This is a genomic window from Hymenobacter sp., from assembly GCF_036388155.1.
Taxonomy (GTDB): domain Bacteria; phylum Bacteroidota; class Bacteroidia; order Cytophagales; family Hymenobacteraceae; genus Hymenobacter.
Window position 1 is genome coordinate 22,826 of record NZ_DASVSI010000145.1, and the last position, 20,616, is coordinate 43,441.

Genomic DNA, 20,616 nt, shown 5'->3' on the forward strand with positions numbered 1-20,616 from the left:
CATGGAAAGTAACGAGCTAAGCGCTGACGGCCCCGAAATCGAAGATTTTGATGAGGCCGAGGGTGGCGACGAACTCTACGAGCACCACCGCATTGTGGTAGACCGGGGGCAGGAGTTGCTGCGCATCGATAAGTTCTTGCAAAACCGGCTGCGCAATACCTCGCGCAATAAAATTCAAGAGGCCATTCGGGCCTTGGCCGTGGAAGTAAATGGGGCGCCGGTAAAGCCCAACTACCGCATCAAGCCCCAGGACACGATTACCATTACGTTGCCTGAGCCCCCGCGTGATAACCGCGTGGTCCCCGAGGAGATGCCCTTGGACATTCGGTATGAAGACGCAGAGCTTCTCATTGTCAATAAGCCGGCTGGGCTGGTGGTGCACCCTGCTTATGGCCACTGGCAGGGCACGCTGGTAAACGGCCTTGCTTTCCATTTGGCAAACCTGCCTACGGGGCGTAACGGCGAGATTCGTCCAGGTTTGGTGCACCGCATCGATAAAGATACTTCAGGCTTGTTGGTGATTGGCAAAACCGAGTTCGCGATGACGCATCTGTCGCTGCAGTTTTTCCATCATACCATCAAGCGGAGCTACTTGGCGCTGGTGTGGGGCACCCCGCCCGGGCCAACGGGCACCATTAGCGGCCACATAGGCCGCAGCCTGCGCGACCGCAAGGTGCAAGCAGTGTACCCAGGTGGCGAGCAGGGGAAGCCCGCTGTGACGCATTATGAGGTGCTGGAAAGCTTTGGGCCCGTCACGTTGGTGCGCTGCGTGCTCGAAACCGGGCGCACGCACCAAATCAGGGCGCACATGCAGCACATTGGCCACCCGCTGTTCTCGGATGCCACTTACGGGGGCGACCGTATTCGGGTAGGGCAGAACACTGGGGCGTACCGGGCGTTTGTCGAGAATGCGTTTCAACTAATGCCGCGGCAAGCACTGCACGCGCGTTCCCTGGGATTTACCCACCCAACCTCTGGCGAGCAGCTGTATTTCGAGGCAGAGTTGCCGCAGGATTTTGAACAGGTATTAGAAAAGTGGCGCGCGTGGGCAGCATAATACCTCGCACATGGACCAAAAAAAGCCCCGATGCACTTGCATCGGGGCTTTTTATTTCAGACAGTCGCGTTATTTCTTTTTAACCGTGGCTTTTGCAGGAGCTTTGCTGGGAGTACGGGGCTTAGCCGTCAGCACGTCGATGTTGTTCTTGGCACCTTCGTTGGTGGGGTCCAGGGCTAACACTTGCTCGAAGTTGGACTGCGCAGCGGCTTTGTCGCCTTTCTGGTAGTTGTACACGCCCAGGTAGCCATAAGCGGCCACGAGGCCTTCTTTGAACTTGGCCGGGTCAGCGCCTTCGGCCTTCGACAGCTCGATGTACTTTTCGTAGTGCGTCTTGGCCAAGCCTTGCTTGCCATCGGCGTCACGGGCGGCGTTCACGCGGGCACGAGCCAATACGGCCGGAGCGTAGGTAGGACGAGCGGTTTGGATGATGCCGAATACGCTGTCAGCCTGCGTGTACTGTTTGGCACTGCTAAAAGCAGAAGCCAAACGGAACTGGTCGGTAAGGTCACCGCCATTCTTCAGCTTTTCCTTGAAAATCCGAATGGCGCCCGTGTAGTCCTTCTTGGCCAGGTAAGCCGTGGCCAAGTCGTTCTGCAATTCGCTTTTCTTGGCTGGGTCGGTAGTGGCCGTGATGGCTTTGTTCAGGATGGCAATGCCTTCGTCGGCACGGCCAGCGCGTGCAAGAATACGGCCCTGGTAAGAGTAATCTTCCGGAATGATTTTCTCCGGAGGAGTAGTCTTCATGTAATTATCCATCGCCGTAGCCGCGGCAGCAAAATCGCCGGTTTCATACAGCAAGTAGGGCTTCAGACGGTTCATGGTGAGGTTTTTGGGGTCTTTCTCAAGAACCTTATTTACCTCGGCCAACGCTTCAGGATACTTTTTGGTCAAGTACAAGAACGACGCGTTCTGGGCATCCGTGGCAGGAGTACGTTCCGCCAATTCCAGGTATTTCTGGAAAGAGCTAGCTGCCAAATCGTACTGACCGGCGTAGTAGTACATGTCAGCCAGTTCGCGGTGAGCCGGTGCATAGCTAGGGTCCAGCTCGATGGCCTTGTTGAGGCTTTCGCGGGCGGCGTTGAAGTTGCGCGAACGCACGCTCAACTGGCCCTTCTTGTAGTGGGCTTGGGCGTAGCTCGGGTTGGCCGCAATGGCTTGGTCGTAGCTGGACATGGCTTGACCACCTCCTTGGTCAGAAAGCAAGAATACGTCGCCACGGGCCACCATCAAAGTGGGGTCCACTTTGCCTTTGCTAGCGGTTTGAGCTGCAGTGATGTACGTCTCGGCCTTGCCCATTTGTTTCAAGTCCGACTCCCCATAGGCTTGGGCAATCATCGTCAGCAACTTGGCATCCTTGTTTTTGGTCGCCTTGGCAGCAGCATCGAATTTAGATTCGGCGGGTCCCAGTTGGCCTTTGGCCAGCAGTGCGCGGCCGGCAGCTACTTGGCCAAACGGCGTCGAGCCAGCAGCTTTGTCGAAATAGAAGGCAGCCGAGTCCGGCATGTCGCGCATCTGATACAAACGGCCCATTTCGAAGGCTGTTTCGGGCGTGGTGCCCGGGCGTAGGGCGGCACGGGCTTCGTTGTACCGGCCCAGTTCAATGGCGCGTTGAGCAGTTTGCACGTTTTGGGCGGTGGCCGCCGTAGTGCCAGCTGCCAGTAGTGCGGCAGTGAGCAGCGGCTGTTTCCAGGGCTTGAAACTCATAGGAAATGAAAAAGATGAAAAGCGAAAATGAAAAATTAATACGCGCACGGGGCGCTTACAGTTTAGGTGTCGTCACGATGCGAGCTTGCATCTGCGCCGGGAGCAAGCCCGACTTTTGAAAAATCAGCTGACCGTTCTTGCCTGCCACAAAAGATGCAAACCCCGTGCCCAACCCGGCGCGTGCCTCGCGGCTGATGATGTAAAGGTTGCGGCGGAGTGGGTAGTTCTGCAAATCCGGGTATTCGGCCAACTGTGCCGGGGTTTTCTCGGCCAAGTATACTTGATACGGTTGAATAAAGTCGTTGGGCTTGGGATTGGGCCGTGCTGTAATGCTTGCCACCCGTACCTTGTTCATGAACTTCATGGCAGCGGGGTCGTCGCGGTCCGAAATCCAGTTCACCCCCACAACCCCAATCGCGCTCGGATGCGTTGCAACATAATCCAGCAGCGCCGGGTTCGACGTGGCCGCAAACACCCGCGGCGTCAGGGTCGTACCGCGCGTTATTGAGTCGCGCACATAACGGGCCGTGCTGCTGCGGTTGGCGTCAAACACCACGTTGATGTTGGCCAGTCCTTTCTTACCGCTGATTTTGTCCCACGTAGCGGTTTTACCCGTGAAAATATCGGCCAGCTGCGCCACCGTCAGCAAGGAGTCCGGGTTGTCGCGGTGAAGCACAATGGCCAGCCCGTCGATGCCAATGTGCGTGGTTCGGGGCACGATGCTCTGCTTGACAAAATCTGCCTTTTCCTCGGCATTGAGCTCCCGTGACACGACGGCCACTTTCACCTTGTCGTTGATAAGGTCCAGCATGACGTTTTCTTCGGGCTGGAACGTCATTTTCACATGGGCGTTGGGATACAGCTTCGAAAAAGTATCAATCTGAGCCTGCAGAATAGGCGCAAACGTCTCATCTACACTTAAGGCCACAGTGCCGCTGGTAGGCGTGTCCTGCGCGCCCGGCGAGCCCGGCCCATTGCATGCCACTACGGTCAGCGCACCAGCCACAACTACCGCGGCACTGGAAACTAACTTGTGGGCTGACTTAATCATGTTCGTCAAGGGTATTGGTTTTACTAAAATTAGTTTGATAGCCTCGGTAGAATCGCACTGCTCCGTACAGGACAAACACGGTCCCCAGTATTATGCGGCCAGTTGGGCCTAGCTGCAGCAAGCCACCACCTGCGGGTTGGGTGGCCGAGTACCACAGCCAAAAGCCCAGCCCCATGTACACCATGGCCATCACCAGGACAAAGTAACGCACTAGTCGCTGAGGCGACTTACCAAGCCGTTCCTCAGTAGTTGGACGATTAAGCATAAATATCAATGATGAGATAAAAAAGCCATTACACCTTCGCAAAGGCTGTTTTAAACCCTCATCACCTGTGTAAAGGTTCGCTGGCTTCGGTGGTGAAGCCGCAAGCAGGCTGCAAAAAAGCCAAGAATTAACGGGTTTTCATAACTGCGAATTGCTTCTATGTACTACTAGCGCGCTTTTATAGTTATAAAAAGAACGATTTATTTAAATGTATGCTGCCTCGCTTGTGGGGGCCTGTATTAAGTTGAACTGCACATAGGCTTGCATTTCACACGCCTGGCGGTGCCTTGAGTTGTTTTTACGTACAGCAATGGCCACCCCAAACGCGCCAGCCTAACTCGTTAGTATGAGTGGATGGAAAATGGGCATTCTTCCTGCGGCTAGCGCAACAAAAAACCCGAACCAAGCGGTGAAGCTTAATTCGGGTTTTAAGTAGAGGCGGCCGGAGCTACGCTCAGTTATTGAATTTTGAAGGTAATCGGTACAGTAAACGACACGCTAACTGCCCGGCCATTCTGCTTGCCCGGAACAAATTTGGGCAGGGTCTTTACCGCCCGAATCGTTTCCTCGTCCAAGCCCGAACCAAGGCCCTTTACCACTTTTACATCCGAAACGTCACCTTGGGCATTCACCGTGAAACTCACGAAAATACGCCCTTCGACTTGGTTACGGAGCGCCAGGGGAGGGTACTTGGTGGCTTTCTGGATGGCTGCTACGATGGCTGCGTTGCCGCCACCACCGGGTAGCTCAGGCATTTGCTCAACGTAGGTGTAGACTTTGTTCTCTACAACTTCCTCAACCACTTTGTCGCCTTCGCCCGAAAGCTCTGACAAATCTACTGCGTCCGTGTTGCCTTTTACGGTTACGGTCGCAACGGTTTTGTCTTTCAGCTCTTCCTGGTCGGGCACTTCCTCCTTTTTCACTTCCTCATCCTTCTTCACCACTGGAGGCGTGAACTTGATGGTCGTGAGTTTGGGGGGAGGGGGTGGTGGCGCCTCGGGCGGCGGCGGAGGGGGTGGCGGCTTGGTGTCGTCAAGAGGCGGGGCCTCCATCAGCACGTTTTCCTGGAGATTCTTTTTGGGCTCCTTCGGCAACCTGTCTTTCAGGTATTGCGAAATGAGCGGGAAAGCAATCAAGAGCAGGAAAACCGCCGTGGCAATAATCAGTGCCCGCGTAACGTGCCGCTGGTACAAGCGACGCAGTACGTAGGCCCCGTATGCCTTGTTGCGGCCTTCAAAAACGATGTCGTTTAAGCTGGCCTTGGCGATTTGCGCGTTATCCATCATAGGGCTGATTCTTTAATGAGGTCCAAGTCGTCTTTGGGTACCTTCACCAGCGCGTATTTTTTCTGGTTCGTGATGTTCATCTCGTCCAGAATGTCCACCATGTTTTTGTACTTGGCGTCCTCGGTTGGTTTGATGAGGATAATGGGCTCAGGGCGTTGGCGCTGACGCTCCAGCAGGACCTGACGGATGCCATTGGCCGAATAGTTGGTCACTTTCAGCTCGGGCTTCGGTACGGTCTTGTCGTTGGGCGTGTTCAGACCGAAGTAGTAGTACGCCTTGTTGTCTTTGCCGAGAAGGATGGTCATGGCTTGCGAGGCCTTGATTTTGGTATCCTCCACGTCGTCGGTCTTCTTCACCGGCATCGTGAGCTGCATCACGTTGGGCTTGGCGAAGGTGGTGGTCAGCATGAAGAAGGTGAGCAGTAGAAAGGCCAAATCTACCATCGGGGTCATGTCGATTTTGGTCGACATTTTCTTGGCCCGTTTTTTCCCACCTTTCCCACCGGAATCGGCTTTTCCTTGAATTTCTGCCATGGGATTTACTGAAGTGAATGAACGGAAGAATGTGTGGCTTGTGCGGCCTGCTCAGAACTACTGAGCAGATGCAACAGGCTTGTTCTCCAAGTCCGTGATAAGGTTGAAACGGTTGATGTCGCGTTCCTGCAGAAGCTTGATTACCTTCTGCACCGTCGGTACGTCGGCGTTGCCGTCGCCTTTGATGGCGATGTAAGTAGGCTTCTTAAAAATGGCCTGGTTAGCACGGCGAGCTTCCAGTACCCAGTCGATGAGCTGGTTGTTGAGCGAGTCGATGGGGACTCCGGGCTGCTGTGCATTCAGCGCCTTGCGCTCCTCCTTTTCAACGTTGAGGTAAGAACCCAGTTGGTTGATGGGGAGACCGAAGTTGGGTAGGTTACCGAACTCCTTGGCCTGCTCCGCAGTGAAGTTGACACCGTATTTGGCGCCGACGCGCTGCAGGGCCTGGATTTTGGTTTTGGGGTCATCAACGCCAAAAAACACTCTGTCTTTTTTTTTGTCGATGGTCAGCGTAATAACGTTGCTCTCGGGCAGTTTGAGTTCCGAGATAGACGATGGCGTATCTACTACCACGGTCTCTTCGGGGGCAAACTTGGTGGTGAGCATGAAGAACGTCACCAGCAAGAAGGCCAGGTCCACCATCGGCGTCATGTCGAGCGACGGCGAGGTACGGTGCGGTTTTACTTTAGGCATTGCGAGGTGGGATTAAAAGGGGGCAATTCGTTTGGTTTCTCTAAACGAACTGCCCCGCATTTTAGTGCATCAGTAATAGACGGAATTAAACCGCCCGAACCGGCTGACCCGTGTTCGCATTGCTACCATGCTGACCAGCGAAGGTCTGGATGATGCTGAAGCCAGCTTCGTCGATGCTGTAGGTCAGCTCGTCAATTTTGCTGGTGAAGTAGTTGTAGGCCACAATGGCGAGGGCCGACGTACCGATACCCAGAGCCGTGTTGATGAGTGCTTCCGAGATACCGTTTGCCAGAGCTACGGCGTCGGGGCTACCGGCCTGCGCCAGAGCGGCGAAGGCGTTAATCATGCCGAACACCGTGCCGAGCAGACCGGTCAGCGTGGCGATAGAAGCCAAGGTCGAGATGATAACGAGGTTTTTCTCCAGCATGGGCAATTCGAGCGCCGTGCTTTCTTCGATTTCTTTCTGGATGGCCAGCACGCGCTGGTCGGTGCCCATGCTCGTTTCGCGCGACATCTCGTTGTACTTCAGCAAGCCGGCTTTTACCACGTTGGCTACCGAACCTTTCTGCTGGTCGCAAGCGGCGAGGGCGCCGTTGATGTCGTTGGCGTTCAGTTTTTGACGCACGGAACGCACAAACGACTCGATGCTCTTGCTGCCTTTGGCCTTGCTGATGGTGAGGAAACGCTCAATGGAGAACGTAATCACGCAGAGCAACATGGTCATGAGGACCGGCACGATAACACCGCCTTTGTACACAATGCCGAGGTAGTCACCGGCCAGGGGGTTGTTCTTGTTGTCGCCTCCTTGGAAGTGGCTGCCGTCACCTAAGACAAATTTGTAAACGACAACGCTGACGATAAAGGCGAGGATGATAACCAGGACGGAGAACAGCGAGGCTCCACCGCTGCTTTGGGCGTCGGCTTTAGCGGCCGTAGCGGCGGGCCGGGGGCTCGTATTCATGGCATTTTTCTGTTCCATTGTTCCGGAGTGTTTGGGGTTGTTGTGTGAAGTAGTTGAATTGAGTGGGTAAATAAAAAGCAAAAAGTTGGTTAGGAGCGCAGGGCGCAGCAAAAGAACAATCGATAATCCCAGAGTGAAAAGGATTAGAAAGTGGCATTTACCGCATACCAAACTACACAACCGCCTTCCTTAGCTGGGCAAACCTAACCAAAAAGCACGGCCTGACCAAAGAAAAATTGGCCGGAGCCAACAGAAAGGCAAGGAAAGTAAGGTATATATATACCAACGCTAATTGGCGTTGTCGGGTTGGGCAGGGCGCTGTTTGGCCTGTTCCCAGTACACGTCCATTTGCGCCAATGTCAGGTCGGACAGCCGCTGATTGTTGGCAGTAGCCGCCGCCTCTAGATACTGAAAGCGGCTGATAAACTTGCGGTTGGTGCGTTCTAAGGCTTCTTCGGGGTTGATGCCAGCGAAGCGGGCGAAGTTGACCAGAGAAAATAACAAATCGCCGAACTCAGATGCTGCTTTATCGGCATCCATTTTCTCCGGATTGCCATGGCTATACTCTTCGCCAAATTCTCCCAACTCTTCGCGCACTTTCTCCCACACCTGCTCGGGCTGCTCCCAATCGAAGCCCGCACCGCGGGCTTTTTCCTGAATGCGCATGGCCTTTATCAGGGCTGGCAACGACGTGGGCACGCCGCCCAGCACCCCCGTAGTGGTGCCTTTTTCTCGGAGCTTGAGCTGCTCCCAGTTGCGCTTCACCGCCTCTTCGTCGTCGGCTTGCACATCGCCGTAAATGTGTGGGTGACGGTAAATCAGCTTTTCGCATTGCGCGTTGAGCACGTCGGCAATGTCAAAAGCGCCTTTTTCGGCGGCGATACGGGCATAAAAAACCAGGTGCAGCATCACATCGCCCAATTCTTTTTTGAGGTCGGGCAGGTCATCGCGCAAAATCGCGTCGCTGATTTCGTACGTCTCCTCGATGGTGAGGTGGCGCAATGATTGCAGGGTTTGTTTTTTGTCCCACGGGCATTCGGCCCGAAGGCGGTCCAAAACATCAAGCAAACGCCCAAAGGCTTCTAGTTGAGCGGGCCGGCGAGCGCTGGTAAGCAGGACGGTAGAGTCGTTGGGGGTGTTTTCCATCGTATCAAAGATAAAACTTGCCGCCGCCAAGCGGTTGATAGTACCTAATTTTGGCCTTTCAAATTTCTACTCCGTGACACTCATAAAATCTATTTCTGGCATTCGCGGCACCATTGGCGGCCCCGTTGGGCAAGGCCTGACTCCGCTTGACGTGGTGAAGTATGCCGCCGCTTACGGGAGCTGGGTTAAAACCCAGGCCACCGACAGCAAGCTCATCGTCATTGGCCGCGACGCCCGTATTTCCGGCGAAATGGTTAGCCGCCTCGTGGCGGCCACCCTCCAAGGCCTCGGACTTGACGTGTGCGACCTGGGCCTGAGCACCACGCCCACCGTGGAAATGGCCGTGCCCGCCAAAAAAGCTGCCGGGGGCATCATCCTCACGGCCTCGCACAACCCCAAGCAGTGGAATGCGCTGAAGCTGTTGAATGCCCACGGCGAATTTATTTCTGACACCGACGGGCAGCAGGTGCTCGCGTTGGCGGAGAGCGAAGGTTTTGAGTTTGCGCCCGTCACCAAGCTCGGTCAATACACCGTCGACACAACCTTCCTCAAAAAGCACATCAAGGCAATCTTGGCGCTGCCATTGGTCGACGTTGAAGCAATTAAAGCACGCAACTTCCGCATTGTGGTAGATGCGGTGAATTCTTCGGGTGGCTTTGCAGTGCCGCAACTGCTGGAGGCCCTGGGAGTAACAACCATTGAAAAACTGCACTGCGAGCCCACCGGCGACTTTGCGCACAACCCCGAGCCGCTGCCCGAACACCTGCGCGACATTGCCAAGGTGCTGGAAAAAGGCGGGTTCGACCTTGGCATCGTGGTAGACCCGGACGTTGACCGTCTGGCGCTTGTAAGCGAGAACGGCGAAATGTTCGGCGAAGAGTACACGCTGGTGGCCGTGGCCGACTACGTGCTGAAAGCCTTGGGCGGTGGCAACACCGTGAGCAACCTGAGCAGCACCCGGGCCCTGCGCGACGTGACCGAAAAAGCGGGCGGCCAATACGCCGCCGCCGCGGTGGGCGAGGTGAACGTGGTGACCAAAATGAAGGAAACCAACGCCGTAATTGGCGGCGAAGGCAACGGTGGCATCATTTACCCGGAGCTGCACTACGGCCGCGACGCCTTAGTGGGCATCGCGCTGTTCTTGACGCACGTGGCCAAGTCGGGCCTCACCATGACTCGGTTGCGCAACTCGTACCCGAAGTATTTCATCTCGAAAAACAAGATTGAGCTAACGCCGGAAATAAACACGGACGACGTGCTGGTGCAGATGGAGAAGCGCTACGCCAAGCAGCCGGTGAACACCATCGACGGCGTAAAAATCGAGTTCGACAAAGAGTGGGTGCACTTGCGCAAGTCCAACACGGAACCCATCATCCGGATTTACGCCGAATCGGATTCCAACGCCACGGCCGATTATTTGGCCCAGAAAATCATTGGCGACATCAAGGAAATTATTTCCGTGAAAGCGTAGTAATCGGTTGGTCGACAAACGACTGAGCCATTGGTGAGCGGTAGTATCGGAGCGGTTACGGCCAATCTATCCGAGCTTTGTATGACGATATTGCGAAACTGCTAGGTGCACCCACACCTTGCAGTTCCGGTCTTCACTTCTGTATATGACGCAAACCACCTCTTCCACCCCTTCATTCGTTTATTTCGACAACGCCGCCACCACCCCGCTCGACCCTGAGGTGCTGCAAGCCATGCTGCCTTTTCTGAGCCAGCACTACGGCAACCCCAGCAGCTTGCACGGTCCCGGCCGGCAGGTGCGGGCGGCCATTGAAAACGCCCGCAAAACCGTAGCCCACCTGCTCAATGCCGCGCCGGCCGAAATTATTTTTACCAGCGGCGGCACCGAAGCCGACAACTACGCCGCCTTCGGCAGTATCCGGACGCTGGGGCTGAAGCACGCCATCACGTCGCCGCTGGAACACCATGCGGTGCTGCATCCCTTGCAAGCACTGGCCAAGTCCGGTGAAATTGAGCTGCACTACGTGCGCCACAACGAGCAGGGCACCCTGGACATGGCCCATCTGGAAGAGCTGCTGGCCGGCCGGTCGCGCACGTTCGTCAGCCTGATGCACGCCAACAATGAGATTGGCAACCTCAACGACATTGTAACCATTGGGGAAATTTGTGCTCAGCACAATGCCGTATTCCATACCGACACGGTGCAGACCATGGGGCATTACCGGCACGATGTGCAGCAGCTGAAAAACCACTTTTTGGTAGGTTCGGCGCACAAGTTCCACGGCCCCAAAGGCGTTGGGTTCATCTATACGCGTAGCGGCGTGCAAGTGAGTCCGCTCATCCACGGCGGCGCGCAGGAGCGCAACGTGCGCTCGGGCACTGAGAACGTGTACGGCATTGTGGGCCTGGCCAAAGCGCTGGAAATTGCCGTTCGCGACCTAGCGGCGCACCAAACGCACGTGCAAGGGTTGAAAAACCGCTTCATCGAAAAGCTGCGGGCCGAAATTGACGACGTGCAGTTCAACGGCTGCTCAGAAATTGCTGATAAAAGCTTGTACACCGTGTTGAGCGTGAGCTTGCCGCCTTCAGCAATCAGTGAAATGCTGTTGTTCAATTTGGACATTAGCAAAGTAGCGGCGTCGGGAGGCTCGGCGTGTACCAGCGGGGCGCAGGCTGGCTCGCATGTACTTGAAGCATTGGGTTGCGACCCAGACCGGGCCACGGTACGCTTCTCGATGAGCAAGATGAACACCGAGGCCGAAGTAGACTATGCCGTAGCGGCGCTGGCCAAGCTGTACCGTCCGGTGACGGCGTAACTGGAGCTGTTGAGGGGCGAATAGTGGTGTCAACCCTCGCAAGCCGCAACTCTTCTAAAACTGCCCGGTAGCCCCACCGCCGCCCGATTGCCCGCCGCCAAACTCGAAGCCGCTGGTGACGGGAGCCTCCGGCGCGTGAGCGGTTTGGGCTTGAATCAGGTTTTCGAGGTTGAAATGGCGCGGCTCGTCGGGCAGGGAGGTGAGGCCGAAGCGGGCCGGCCGTAGCACCCGCAGCAGCCCGCCGGCCAGCACCGTGAGCACAACCCCGCCCACCAGGGCCGCAATTTCGGGCGGCAGCAGCGAGCGGTAGTACCGCAGGGTAAAGAGCGAAAACGCCAGCGCCAGCAGGCCCAGCAGGAGCAGGGCACGGTCGGCCCGGCGCAGTCCCAGCGTCACGTAAAGCAGGGGAATGCCGGCCGTGAGCGCATAAAACATCGGCGCAAACGGAATTTGGGTGGAGGTAAACTGGTGGCGCAGTTCCGCGTTGCCTTCCCGCACCACCAGGTAGTTGCCGGCGAGGTACAGCACCGCTAGCCCCAGCACCTTGAGCACAAGTAGGCAATTGGCGTAGCAGTCGGCGAGGTACGTGCTGGCTAGGCGCCGGGCCAGTGCACGGTACAGCAGCAGCAGGCCCCCGGCGGCGGCCATCAGGAGGAAGGGAAGCAGCATCTGGCCCAACGCACTGTTGAACCCAAGCAGCGCGACTAATAGCAGTGTCACGGTAACGGCCGCTGCCGTCACGATGGCATCGGCGTAGCGTAGGACGGCGGCTCCCAACAGGGCAAGTACCAACAGAAACACCGGGTAGCTGGCCCCTAGACTGAGGTAATAGCGACCGCTCAGGGGCCACAGGTGTTCCGAAAAAGCGTAGTAGATGAGCCCGCCAGCGCTGGTTAGCCCCGCGTATAGCAAGGCATTGTCGACCCCGGCGTGGTAGAAGCGTCGCTCTTTAATCATCAGCTCCAGGATACCGAAACAGGCTGCGCAAAAGAACAGCCCCGCGGCGAACGGCGAATTGCCCCCCACAACCAGAAAGACAAAGCCGCTGCCCAGCGCCAGCCCGATGGCCGCGAAAATAAACAGCCCCACGCGCAGGGGCCAGGCCGGCCGGTAGTATTCCAGTGGGTAGGCCGCTTCGATGGCGGTCAGTTGGTCGGCGCTGACCAGCTGCTGGCGCTGCCATCGCGCCGCCCGGTTCCGCACCGCCGCATTGAAGGCCCAATCTAGGTTGTAAGCCGGTATTTTCATGCTTGCGGAGAGGACGTGGGCGACTTAGGCACGTCGGTTGGTCCGCGCATGATTTTCTTGATGTTGATAAAGAAAACCACCACCAGTATGGCTGACAGCGGAAACTGAAAGAACGCAGCCATGAAAACGAGTTCGGAAGGCAACAGCATCACGACCTGCACCAGCACGTAGCCCACCGCGAAGTAGGCGTAGCCGGCCGCCAGCACCAGAAACCAATACGACTGCGTGCGCCGGGCATACCAGTACAGGCCCGCGCACAGCGCCAGTATCACCACCACGTAGCTCAGCCCCAGTATCGGCTGGTCGTGCAAGGCTGCCTGGACCAGCAAAGTAGCCAGTGCGGCCAGTGCCAGGTTGCTACCCAGCAGCAGGTAGGTGAAAGCAAAATGCGCTTTGCGGTCCCGGTATTCGGAGTAGAAACCCGCCGCCATCAATAGCAGTCCCAAGCCGATAGCTGCCCCGCGAATGCGGTCGTTCCAAAACTCGTTCTCGGTGAGCACGGCCAGGGGCGCCACCGTAAGGCCCACCCACGAGGCCAGCGCCGTGAGGCCCATGGCAAGTACGCCGCGGTGGTCGAATGCATAAGCGAGCGGTAGAAATACCAGCGCAGGTACCGCCGTAGCCAGCCCGTAGCGCGTACCAAAAACGTTGTATTGATACTGCGCGTAGCCTTCCAATACCACAAACAGCAGACAGCCGAGCAGCAGCAGGTAGTCGGCCCCAACGGAAGTGCGCGAACTCATTCCCCAAGTAAAAGGCGCCCGGTGCCGGGCCGCATAGCCGAAGCAGGCAGCCATTAGGGCAGCAATTACTAAGATGATAAAGCCGTGCCCAATGCTATCGATATTCTGGTAAATGAGCACGCCCAAGCCACCCGCCAGCAGCGTGATGCCCAGGTAGAGCAGCGCCCGCAGCTCGTAGTGCAGCGAAAAGGGGCGGGCTTCGTCGGCCGCCGCAATGGCGGCCGCCTGCTCGGGCAGAAACAGGCCCCGGGCCTGCAAATCGGCCAGGTAAGGGTTAGACTCAGGCGAGAACGGCATGGGAGGGAACCGGTTGTTGTGGCACCGGGGCGGCTGCAATTACAGCATTTGTAGGGGCAACTGTGCCGCTACGGCTCCGTACTTTGGGCCGGGCATTAGTAGCAGGCCGTGGAAGTAGGCCGACTATTTTTGCCTTGTTTCGTAAGTCAACGCATCACCCATCATCTGACATGGCCGACATCAATATTCAACGCAAGAAATCGGCTCCGAGTCCGTGGATTCTGGTGCTGCTGGCAGCTATAGTGCTGGCTGCGGCGGCCTATTTCTTTTTACGGCCTAACCCAGCCGATGAAACTGCCCCGGCAGCGACTACCGCTCAGGAGGGAATCGTTGACACCGCCGTAACGGCCACCTCTACCCAATTAGCTATTGATTCTGCAACGGCTGCGCCTGATAGGAACAGCACTTCCAGCGTTGGCGAGTCGGAAACGGCGGCTTCGCTAGCGACTCAGGCGTCGTCGGACCCGTCCGCTCCTGACTACGCGCTCAACGGCCTGCAAAAGCTGACGGGCGTGCTGGTGGCACTGGCCGACCGGGACGACCTTCGCGACCCAACCGTCATCGAGCAGCGCGACAACTTAACCAGTGCCACCAACCGCTTGGGCGAACCCAATGCGGGGCTGCGCGCCGGATTTGTGGCCGCGGCTTCGCTCATCCGCGCCATGCAGCAAAAGGCCTATCCGGAATTGGGCGACGTGGCAGACGATTTGGTGCGCCAGGCCAACCAGCTTTCTGGCCGCAGCGCAACCGCCGCCGAACAGCAGCAGAACAAGCAATTTCTTGCCCAGGCCGCCGACGCCGTGCGCGTGCTGAGCGAGCCTGCCAAATAACGTACCCTTAGGTTATGGATACTCCCGTGCTACGTCGCTTGCGCGACCTGACCGATTTTGAAGTGGCCGACGGCAACCCCGACGTACGCGGGTGGACCGTGCGCGGCGGCGATGGCCAAGCCCTGGGCGTGGTACACGAGCTGATTGTGGACCTTCAAGCGCTGAAAGTGCGCTACCTCGACATCGAGCTAGACACCCGCTTTCACATAAACGAGCACGAAAACCACATTTTGCTGCCCATTGGGGTGGCCTCCCTCGATAGCGACGGCGACAACGTTTTTGTGCCCGCGCTCAATGCGGAGTCGGTGTTGAACTACCCGCCCTACGTCGAAATTCAGATTACGCGCGAGTACGAAACCGCCATGATGCGCGCGCTAGGGTTAGAGCCGGTGCCCGACGGTGACTTCTACGGCAGCCCCGCGCATGATGTAAGTGCGTTTTATCGCCGCCGCTAGGCTCACCGCACGCAACCTTTTGGGTATGAAGTAGCTCTTGCTGCCATGAACCTACTTGTACTCTTTTCATTGGCCGCTTTCTTACTGGCAGGGTGCGCCCGTACGCTGGTGCCTCACACTGCCTATATCCCGCTCACCCGCGACCAAGGCCAAGCCGAGATACGGATTTCGACGGGCACCAACGCCAGTGAATTGCAAGCCGGTTATCAAGTCACCAACAAACTGGTAGTGCATACCGCTTTACTCAGCAAGGGACGCTTGAGCACCGCCAAGGGCTTTCGCTCCGCGGACCTGGGCCTGGGGTATTACTACGAGTCGCCGAATGGCTTGTGGCGACTGGGTGGGCACGCGGGTTTGGCTACGGGGGGTGGCAGCTCGGGCAGCACTGGCGCATGTTTCGAGTGCACTGGCACTGGTTCTGCTACGGAATACCGGGTACGTTATACCTATGGCTATGTCCAGCCCACTGTGATATTAGTAGAGGACAACCGAAGCTGGGGCTTTGGCTTGCGGGTGGGCCGAGCCTATTACCACCGCTTCGAAAGGATGCGCGCTGATACGCTCGGTGGCCCGGTCCAGACCACGTCCTTTGCCGGGCGCCAAATCACCTTTATTCAACCAACCTTTCAATACGGCTACCAGGTGTCGCGCTGGTTTGCGCTTTCCGGCGTCTTGGGCCTGCAAGGGTTCGTCGAGACGCCACAAATTGGAAACGACATGAGCCTTTTTGTGGGGCAGGTGAGCGCACACATAGTGCTAAACAAGCGCGGGACCGAAAAACCTTAGCTGCGTTTAATCATCTCCACCACGGTGTCAACCCACTGCGGCTCGGAGTTTAGGGAGGGTACAAGCTGCCAATGGCCTCCACCTGATTCCTCAAATAGGTCCTTGAATTCCTCGCCCACTTCGATGGTCGTCTCCAAGCAGTCGGCAACGAAGGCGGGGCTGAAAGCCAGCACGTTTTTGATGCCTTTGGCCGGGAATTCCTTCAGTACCTCGTCCGTGTAAGGCTGCAGCCACGGGTCGCGCAAACGGCTTTGCAAGCGGCTCTGGAAGCTGACGGTATACTGCTCGGGCTTCAGGCCCAACTCTGCCGCAACTAAGCGCGACGTGGCAAAGCATTGCGCGCGGTAGCAGTACTGGTTCTGGTCGGTGAGGGTGTCGCAGCAGCTGCCGAAGCGGCAGTAATTGGTCGGGTCTCCTTTCTTGACGTGGCGCTCGGGGATGCCGTGGTAACTGAACACCACGTGGTCGTAGTCGTGCTTAGCCATCTCGGCCCGGCCGCGCGCCGCAATGGTGGCAATGAAGCCCGGCTCGGTGGCAAACTGGCTGATGAAGCTGATGCTGGGCACTATCCACCAGTCTTTCACAATGTCCATCACCTTTTCCTGTACCGACCCGGTGCTGGCCGAGGCATACTGCGGAAACAGCGGCAGCACCACAATGCGCTCCACGGCTGCATCCTGCAGTTCCTTCAGCGCGCTCGCAATGCTGGGGTTCTGGTAACGCATACCAAAGGCCACCACGTAGCCAGGGCCCAGCGCAGCCTGTACTTTCTTCTGAAGGTCAAGCCCGTGGAACAGCAGGGGAGAGCCGCGCTCCGTCCAAAGCTCCTGGTAGATTTTGGCCGACTTGGGCGCGCGCAACGGCACCACCAAGCCCTGAAACAGTGGGTAGCGAATGGCCGCTGGCATGTCTACCACTCGGCCATCGGTGAGAAATTCGTTGAGGTAACGGCGCACGTCCGGCGTTTTCGGCGAGTCGGGCGTGCCAAGGTTGACGAGCAAAACGCCAACGCGGCGGGCGGTAATAGTGGCCGCAGCCGCAGCAGGCGTTGGCGCAGCAGCGGTGTTGGGAGCAGAGGTAAGAGGATTCATCGGTGCAAAGTTCAGCAGCAGCGCGCGGACTACCGGCCGTGCGGCTAAGCAACCGTTTTGGCAGGGCCTTGGTTTGCCTGCTTCAGCAAAGGCCATGTGGCTGCGCTGCCAAAGCCGCGTTTTGGGCACTGGCAGCCGGTGCCACCTCCTGCCTTCTTTGGGGCAGTAATAGCTTTTGCCATGCAAATCTCGTACCTTTGCGGCCCTGATTATCAAACCCATCCATCGTGAACCCCGAAATTAAACCCCATCGTGCCGGCTTCGTGAGCATCATCGGCAAGCCCAACGTGGGCAAGTCCACGCTCATGAACGCGCTGGTGGGCGAGCGGCTCAGCATCGTTACCAGCAAGGCCCAAACCACCCGCCACCGCATCCTAGGGATTCTCAACGGCGAAGATTTTCAGCTCATTTATTCCGATACGCCGGGCATCATTCAGCCGAAGTACGAGCTCCACAACGCCATGATGTCGTTTGTGTACTCCTCGCTCGAAGACGCCGACGTGGTCCTGTTCGTGACGGATATTTATGAAAAGCACGACGAAGAACCTGTGGTGGAGCGGCTGCGCAAAATGGTGGACACGCCTATTATTCTGCTGGTTAACAAAATCGACCAGGCCGACCAAGCAGAAGTAGAAGCCAAGCTGGCCTACTGGAAAGAACAGCTTCCCAACGCCACCGAGGTATTGCCCATTTCAGCCCTCAATGCATTCGGCACCGAGAAGGTGTTGCAGATGGTGCTGGAGCGCCTGCCTATTCACCCCGAATACTATCCAAAAGACGAACTAACTGACAAGCCAGAGCGTTTTTTTGCTGCAGAGATGGTTCGCGAGAAAATCTTCAAGCTGTATAAAAAGGAGATTCCCTACAGCTGCGAGGTTGTCATCGAAGAGTTCAAAGAAGAAGAAACCATCATCCGCATTCGCGGCATCATTTACGTGGAACGCAGCAGCCAAAAAGGCATCATCATCGGTGCGGGCGGCGAGGCGCTGAAGAAAGTTGGCACCTGGGCCCGGGAGGAAATGGAGAAGTTTTTCCTGAAGAAGGTGTTCCTCGAACTCCACGTAAAAGTGAACGAGAACTGGCGCACCGACCCCAAGGCCCTGAGCCGTTTCGGCTACCAGTAAAGTAGCGCGGACTTTTAGTCCGCGACGCAATAGCACTACCACGCGCGGACTAAAAGTCCGCGCTACATCAAATCCGACCATCTATAACCTAAATAACCCCGGGCACTGCCGAATCTAGGTCGGGTCGGCGGCTGGGGCACACAACATGTCTAAGCAAAACACCATCGCCATCGTGGGGCGGCCCAACGTGGGCAAATCCACGCTATTCAACCGCCTCGTGGGCCAGCGCAAGGCCATCATGGACAACGAGAGCGGCGTTACCCGCGACCGCCATTATGGCTACGGCGACTGGATTGGCAAGAACTTCACCGTCATCGACACGGGAGGTTACGTGCACAATTCGGAAGATATTTTCGAAGGTGAAATCAACAAGCAGGTAAAGCTAGCCATTGAAGAGGCCGACGTGGTCCTGTTCATGGTAGACGCGGAAGCCGGCGTGCACGGCCTCGACGAAGAGTTTGCGCACGTGTTGCGGCGCTACATGGGCAAAAAGCCCATCTACCTGGTGGCCAACAAGGCCGACACTAACCTGCGCGCCCACGGCGCTGGCGAGTTTTACTCGTTGGGTCTGGGCGAGGGCGAGATTTTTGCCATCAGCAGCCAGAACGGCCACGGCACCGGCGAATTGCTGGACGCTGTGGTGAGCCACTTCGACGACCCAGGCGTAGAAGAGCCCGAGTCGGAAATCCCGCGCATTGCCGTGGTCGGCCGCCCCAATGTGGGCAAGTCGAGCCTGGTAAACCTGCTGTTGGGCGAAGACCGCAGCATTGTGACCGACATTGCCGGCACCACCCGTGACTCGATTTCGGCGCGCTACAACGCGTTTGGCAACGAGTTTATCTTGGTGGACACGGCCGGTTTGCGCCGCAAGGCCAAAGTGACCGAGGACATCGAATTCTACGCCAACATGCGCAGCCTGCGTGCACTGGAAGAGTGCGACGTCTGCATTGTGATGCTCGACGCCAGCCGCGGCATTGAGGCCCAGGACGTGAACATCATCACCCTGGCCGACAAGAACCGCAAAGGCATTGTCATCTTGGTGAACAAGTGGGACTTGGTGGAAGATAAAAATACCAACACCGCCAAGGAGTTCGAAGCGAAAATCCTGGAGAAGATTGCGCCCATCGCGTACATCCCCGTCATTTTCGTGTCGGTGCTCAACAAGCAGCGCGTGCACAAGGCCATAGAAACGGCCATTGAGGTGTACCACAACAAGCGCCGCAAAATCCCGACTTCGCAGCTGAACGACATCATGCTGAAGGAGATTGAGAAGTACGGCCCGCCGGCGCTGAAAGGCAAGATGATTCGCATCAAGTACGTGACGCAATTGCCCACGCACAACCCGGTGTTTGCCTTCTTCTGCAACCTGCCGCAGTACGTGCAAGCCAACTACACGCGCTACCTGGAAAACCGCATGCGTGAGCATTTTGACTTCAGCGGCGTGCCCATTGGCATTGTGTTCCGGAAAAAATAGCGCGGCGCGGCGGTAACGTCCAAAAGGCTCTTTTTGTCAATTTCTTATAAACCTTGGTTGGGGTGGGTTACCTTCTATAAGCTCGGGTATAAAGCCCCGAATTTGGAACCCGTCGCTGGTGGGTGCTCGAAGGTTAACTCGATTTAACATCAATATCTAACCCAACCCAAGATGAAAAAAGTATTGTTCCTCGCCCTGGCCGCTGCCTCGTTCTCGTTCACCGCTTGCGAAAGCAAGAAAGAAGAGGCTGTTGAACAGTCGGCTGACAACGTAGAAGCAGCTGGCGAAGCCAAAGCTGAAGGCATGGAAGCCTCTGCTGACTCGGTACGCGAAAGCGCCGATGCTAGCGCCGACAAAATGGAAGCTGGTGCCGACAAAATGGCTCCTGCTACCGAGACTCCCGCTGAAGAAGTTAAGAAGTAATTCTTGCTTCCAAGAGCACAAAAAAGCCCCACCGGCAACGGTGGGGCTTTTTTTTTATTCCCCCAAGGTTGTTTCGGGGGTGCCCAGGCGCCGGTTCAGCAAGTTGTCGACCACCTCAAATAGGCGGCGCGGCTCGTAGGTGCGCCATGGCAAATCGTCGAGCTGGCCACCAAAATTGATGTAGTTGTCGACGTTGTATTGGTGCATTTCGCGTTGCACGTGCTCCTGGAAGTTCACGCCCGCAATCCAGCCTTCTTCCACGTCCTCAAACCATTCCTCGTAGTACGAATCGTCGGAGCCGTGGAAATTGAACACGTTCTCGCCCACCAGCACAAACTTGCGCACGCCCTCGTGCACCAGCACGTCCACGATGTTGCGCTTCAGCTCCATGATGTCGTTTTCGATGGCGTCGTTCCATTCTCCAATGAATTCGAGCACGGCCACGCCGTCCTCGTAGTCCACAAACAGTATTTTCAGGAACAGCGTGTCCGACCCCAGGCTGTCCCATTGCGGGTGGATGTAGTACCCGTATATGGTATTGGTGAAGCTCTCGAGACTATTCTCGGCTTCAAACAACGGAGAACGAGGGTCTTCCGAAGCCGAATATTGGTCAATCCAGTTGTAGTGGGGCTCGATGGTGTGCATGATAGGGAAGGAGGG

General features: G+C 56.9%; 20 protein-coding genes. 9 read left to right on the forward strand and 11 right to left on the reverse strand.

Annotated features, from left to right (window positions below):
* Position 1: 1 nt before the first annotated feature.
* Entirely contained in the window at positions 2-1,057 is a 1,056-nt protein-coding gene (locus VF629_RS20400) for an RluA family pseudouridine synthase (RefSeq protein ID WP_331060350.1), read from the forward strand.
* Positions 1,058-1,126: 69 nt separating this feature from the next.
* Here the strand turns inward: VF629_RS20400 and VF629_RS20405 are convergent, their stop codons facing one another.
* The 7 genes from VF629_RS20405 to mazG form a co-directional block, all read right to left on the reverse strand.
* Complete coding sequence (locus tag VF629_RS20405; RefSeq protein ID WP_331060351.1) at positions 1,127-2,764, reverse strand: tetratricopeptide repeat protein; 1,638 nt, start codon at positions 2,762-2,764, stop codon at positions 1,127-1,129.
* A gap of 55 nt (positions 2,765-2,819) precedes the next feature.
* A complete protein-coding gene (locus tag VF629_RS20410) occupies positions 2,820-3,815 on the reverse strand; it encodes a substrate-binding domain-containing protein (RefSeq protein WP_331060352.1) in 996 nt (331 codons plus the stop codon).
* Between the two features lie 723 nt (positions 3,816-4,538).
* The gene (locus VF629_RS20415) at positions 4,539-5,366 is read right to left on the reverse strand and encodes an energy transducer TonB (protein WP_331060353.1); all 828 of its coding nucleotides are present in this window, start codon (positions 5,364-5,366) and stop codon (positions 4,539-4,541) included.
* Positions 5,363-5,899: a biopolymer transporter ExbD gene (locus tag VF629_RS20420; protein ID WP_331060354.1), complete on the reverse strand. Its 537-nt coding sequence runs from the start codon at positions 5,897-5,899 to the stop codon at positions 5,363-5,365. The genes VF629_RS20415 and VF629_RS20420 overlap by 4 nt, the downstream gene beginning before the upstream one ends.
* Positions 5,900-5,956: 57 nt before the next feature.
* Positions 5,957-6,592 (reverse strand): ExbD/TolR family protein, encoded by a 636-nt coding sequence (locus tag VF629_RS20425; protein WP_331060355.1) that lies wholly within the window; start codon positions 6,590-6,592, stop codon positions 5,957-5,959.
* An 85-nt stretch (positions 6,593-6,677) separates the two neighbouring features.
* Positions 6,678-7,571 carry a MotA/TolQ/ExbB proton channel family protein gene (locus tag VF629_RS20430; RefSeq protein ID WP_414653915.1) on the reverse strand — a complete coding sequence of 298 codons (894 nt, stop codon included), beginning with the start codon at positions 7,569-7,571 and terminating at the stop codon, positions 6,678-6,680.
* Positions 7,572-7,841: 270 nt separating this feature from the next.
* Complete coding sequence (gene mazG / locus VF629_RS20435) at positions 7,842-8,699, reverse strand: nucleoside triphosphate pyrophosphohydrolase (protein ID WP_331060356.1); 858 nt, start codon at positions 8,697-8,699, stop codon at positions 7,842-7,844.
* Between the two features lie 73 nt (positions 8,700-8,772).
* Here mazG and glmM point away from each other — a divergent pair, with 73 nt between their 5' ends.
* Both glmM and VF629_RS20445 read left to right on the forward strand, forming a co-directional pair.
* Positions 8,773-10,170 (forward strand): phosphoglucosamine mutase, encoded by a 1,398-nt coding sequence (gene glmM, locus VF629_RS20440; protein WP_331060357.1) that lies wholly within the window; start codon positions 8,773-8,775, stop codon positions 10,168-10,170.
* Between the two features lie 145 nt (positions 10,171-10,315).
* Positions 10,316-11,485 (forward strand): cysteine desulfurase family protein, encoded by a 1,170-nt coding sequence (locus VF629_RS20445; RefSeq protein ID WP_331060358.1) that lies wholly within the window; start codon positions 10,316-10,318, stop codon positions 11,483-11,485.
* Between the two features lie 54 nt (positions 11,486-11,539).
* On the opposite strand, the gene VF629_RS20450 is transcribed toward VF629_RS20445, so the two are convergent.
* Both VF629_RS20450 and VF629_RS20455 read right to left on the reverse strand, forming a co-directional pair.
* A complete protein-coding gene (locus tag VF629_RS20450) occupies positions 11,540-12,733 on the reverse strand; it encodes a hypothetical protein (protein ID WP_331060359.1) in 1,194 nt (397 codons plus the stop codon).
* Positions 12,730-13,773, reverse strand: coding sequence for a DUF2157 domain-containing protein (locus VF629_RS20455; RefSeq protein WP_331060360.1), 1,044 nt, complete (start codon positions 13,771-13,773; stop codon positions 12,730-12,732). The genes VF629_RS20450 and VF629_RS20455 overlap by 4 nt, the downstream gene beginning before the upstream one ends.
* A gap of 170 nt (positions 13,774-13,943) precedes the next feature.
* Here VF629_RS20455 and VF629_RS20460 point away from each other — a divergent pair, with 170 nt between their 5' ends.
* The 3 genes from VF629_RS20460 (at position 13,944) to VF629_RS20470 (ending at position 15,844) form a co-directional block, all read left to right on the forward strand.
* On the forward strand, positions 13,944-14,603 hold the full coding sequence (locus VF629_RS20460; protein ID WP_331060361.1) for a hypothetical protein: 660 nt from the start codon (positions 13,944-13,946) through the stop codon (positions 14,601-14,603).
* A gap of 14 nt (positions 14,604-14,617) precedes the next feature.
* On the forward strand, positions 14,618-15,058 hold the full coding sequence (locus VF629_RS20465) for a PRC-barrel domain-containing protein (RefSeq protein WP_331060362.1): 441 nt from the start codon (positions 14,618-14,620) through the stop codon (positions 15,056-15,058).
* A 69-nt stretch (positions 15,059-15,127) separates the two neighbouring features.
* Positions 15,128-15,844, forward strand: coding sequence for a hypothetical protein (locus tag VF629_RS20470; RefSeq protein ID WP_331060363.1), 717 nt, complete (start codon positions 15,128-15,130; stop codon positions 15,842-15,844).
* Here VF629_RS20470 and hemH read toward each other — a convergent pair.
* Positions 15,841-16,935, reverse strand: coding sequence for a ferrochelatase (hemH, locus tag VF629_RS20475; RefSeq protein ID WP_331060364.1), 1,095 nt, complete (start codon positions 16,933-16,935; stop codon positions 15,841-15,843). The genes VF629_RS20470 and hemH overlap by 4 nt on opposite strands.
* Positions 16,936-17,162: 227 nt before the next feature.
* On the opposite strand from hemH, the gene era reads away from it, so the two are divergent.
* From era to VF629_RS20490, 3 genes are all read left to right on the forward strand, one after another.
* A complete protein-coding gene (era, locus tag VF629_RS20480; RefSeq protein ID WP_331060365.1) occupies positions 17,163-18,059 on the forward strand; it encodes a GTPase Era in 897 nt (298 codons plus the stop codon).
* Positions 18,060-18,204: 145 nt separating this feature from the next.
* Entirely contained in the window at positions 18,205-19,533 is a 1,329-nt protein-coding gene (gene der, locus VF629_RS20485) for a ribosome biogenesis GTPase Der (protein WP_331060366.1), read from the forward strand.
* 171 nt (positions 19,534-19,704) lie between these two features.
* A complete protein-coding gene (locus tag VF629_RS20490) occupies positions 19,705-19,956 on the forward strand; it encodes a hypothetical protein (RefSeq protein ID WP_331060367.1) in 252 nt (83 codons plus the stop codon).
* A gap of 54 nt (positions 19,957-20,010) precedes the next feature.
* On the opposite strand, the gene VF629_RS20495 is transcribed toward VF629_RS20490, so the two are convergent.
* A complete protein-coding gene (locus VF629_RS20495; RefSeq protein WP_331060368.1) occupies positions 20,011-20,601 on the reverse strand; it encodes a hypothetical protein in 591 nt (196 codons plus the stop codon).
* Between the last annotated feature and the right edge of the window lie 15 nt (positions 20,602-20,616).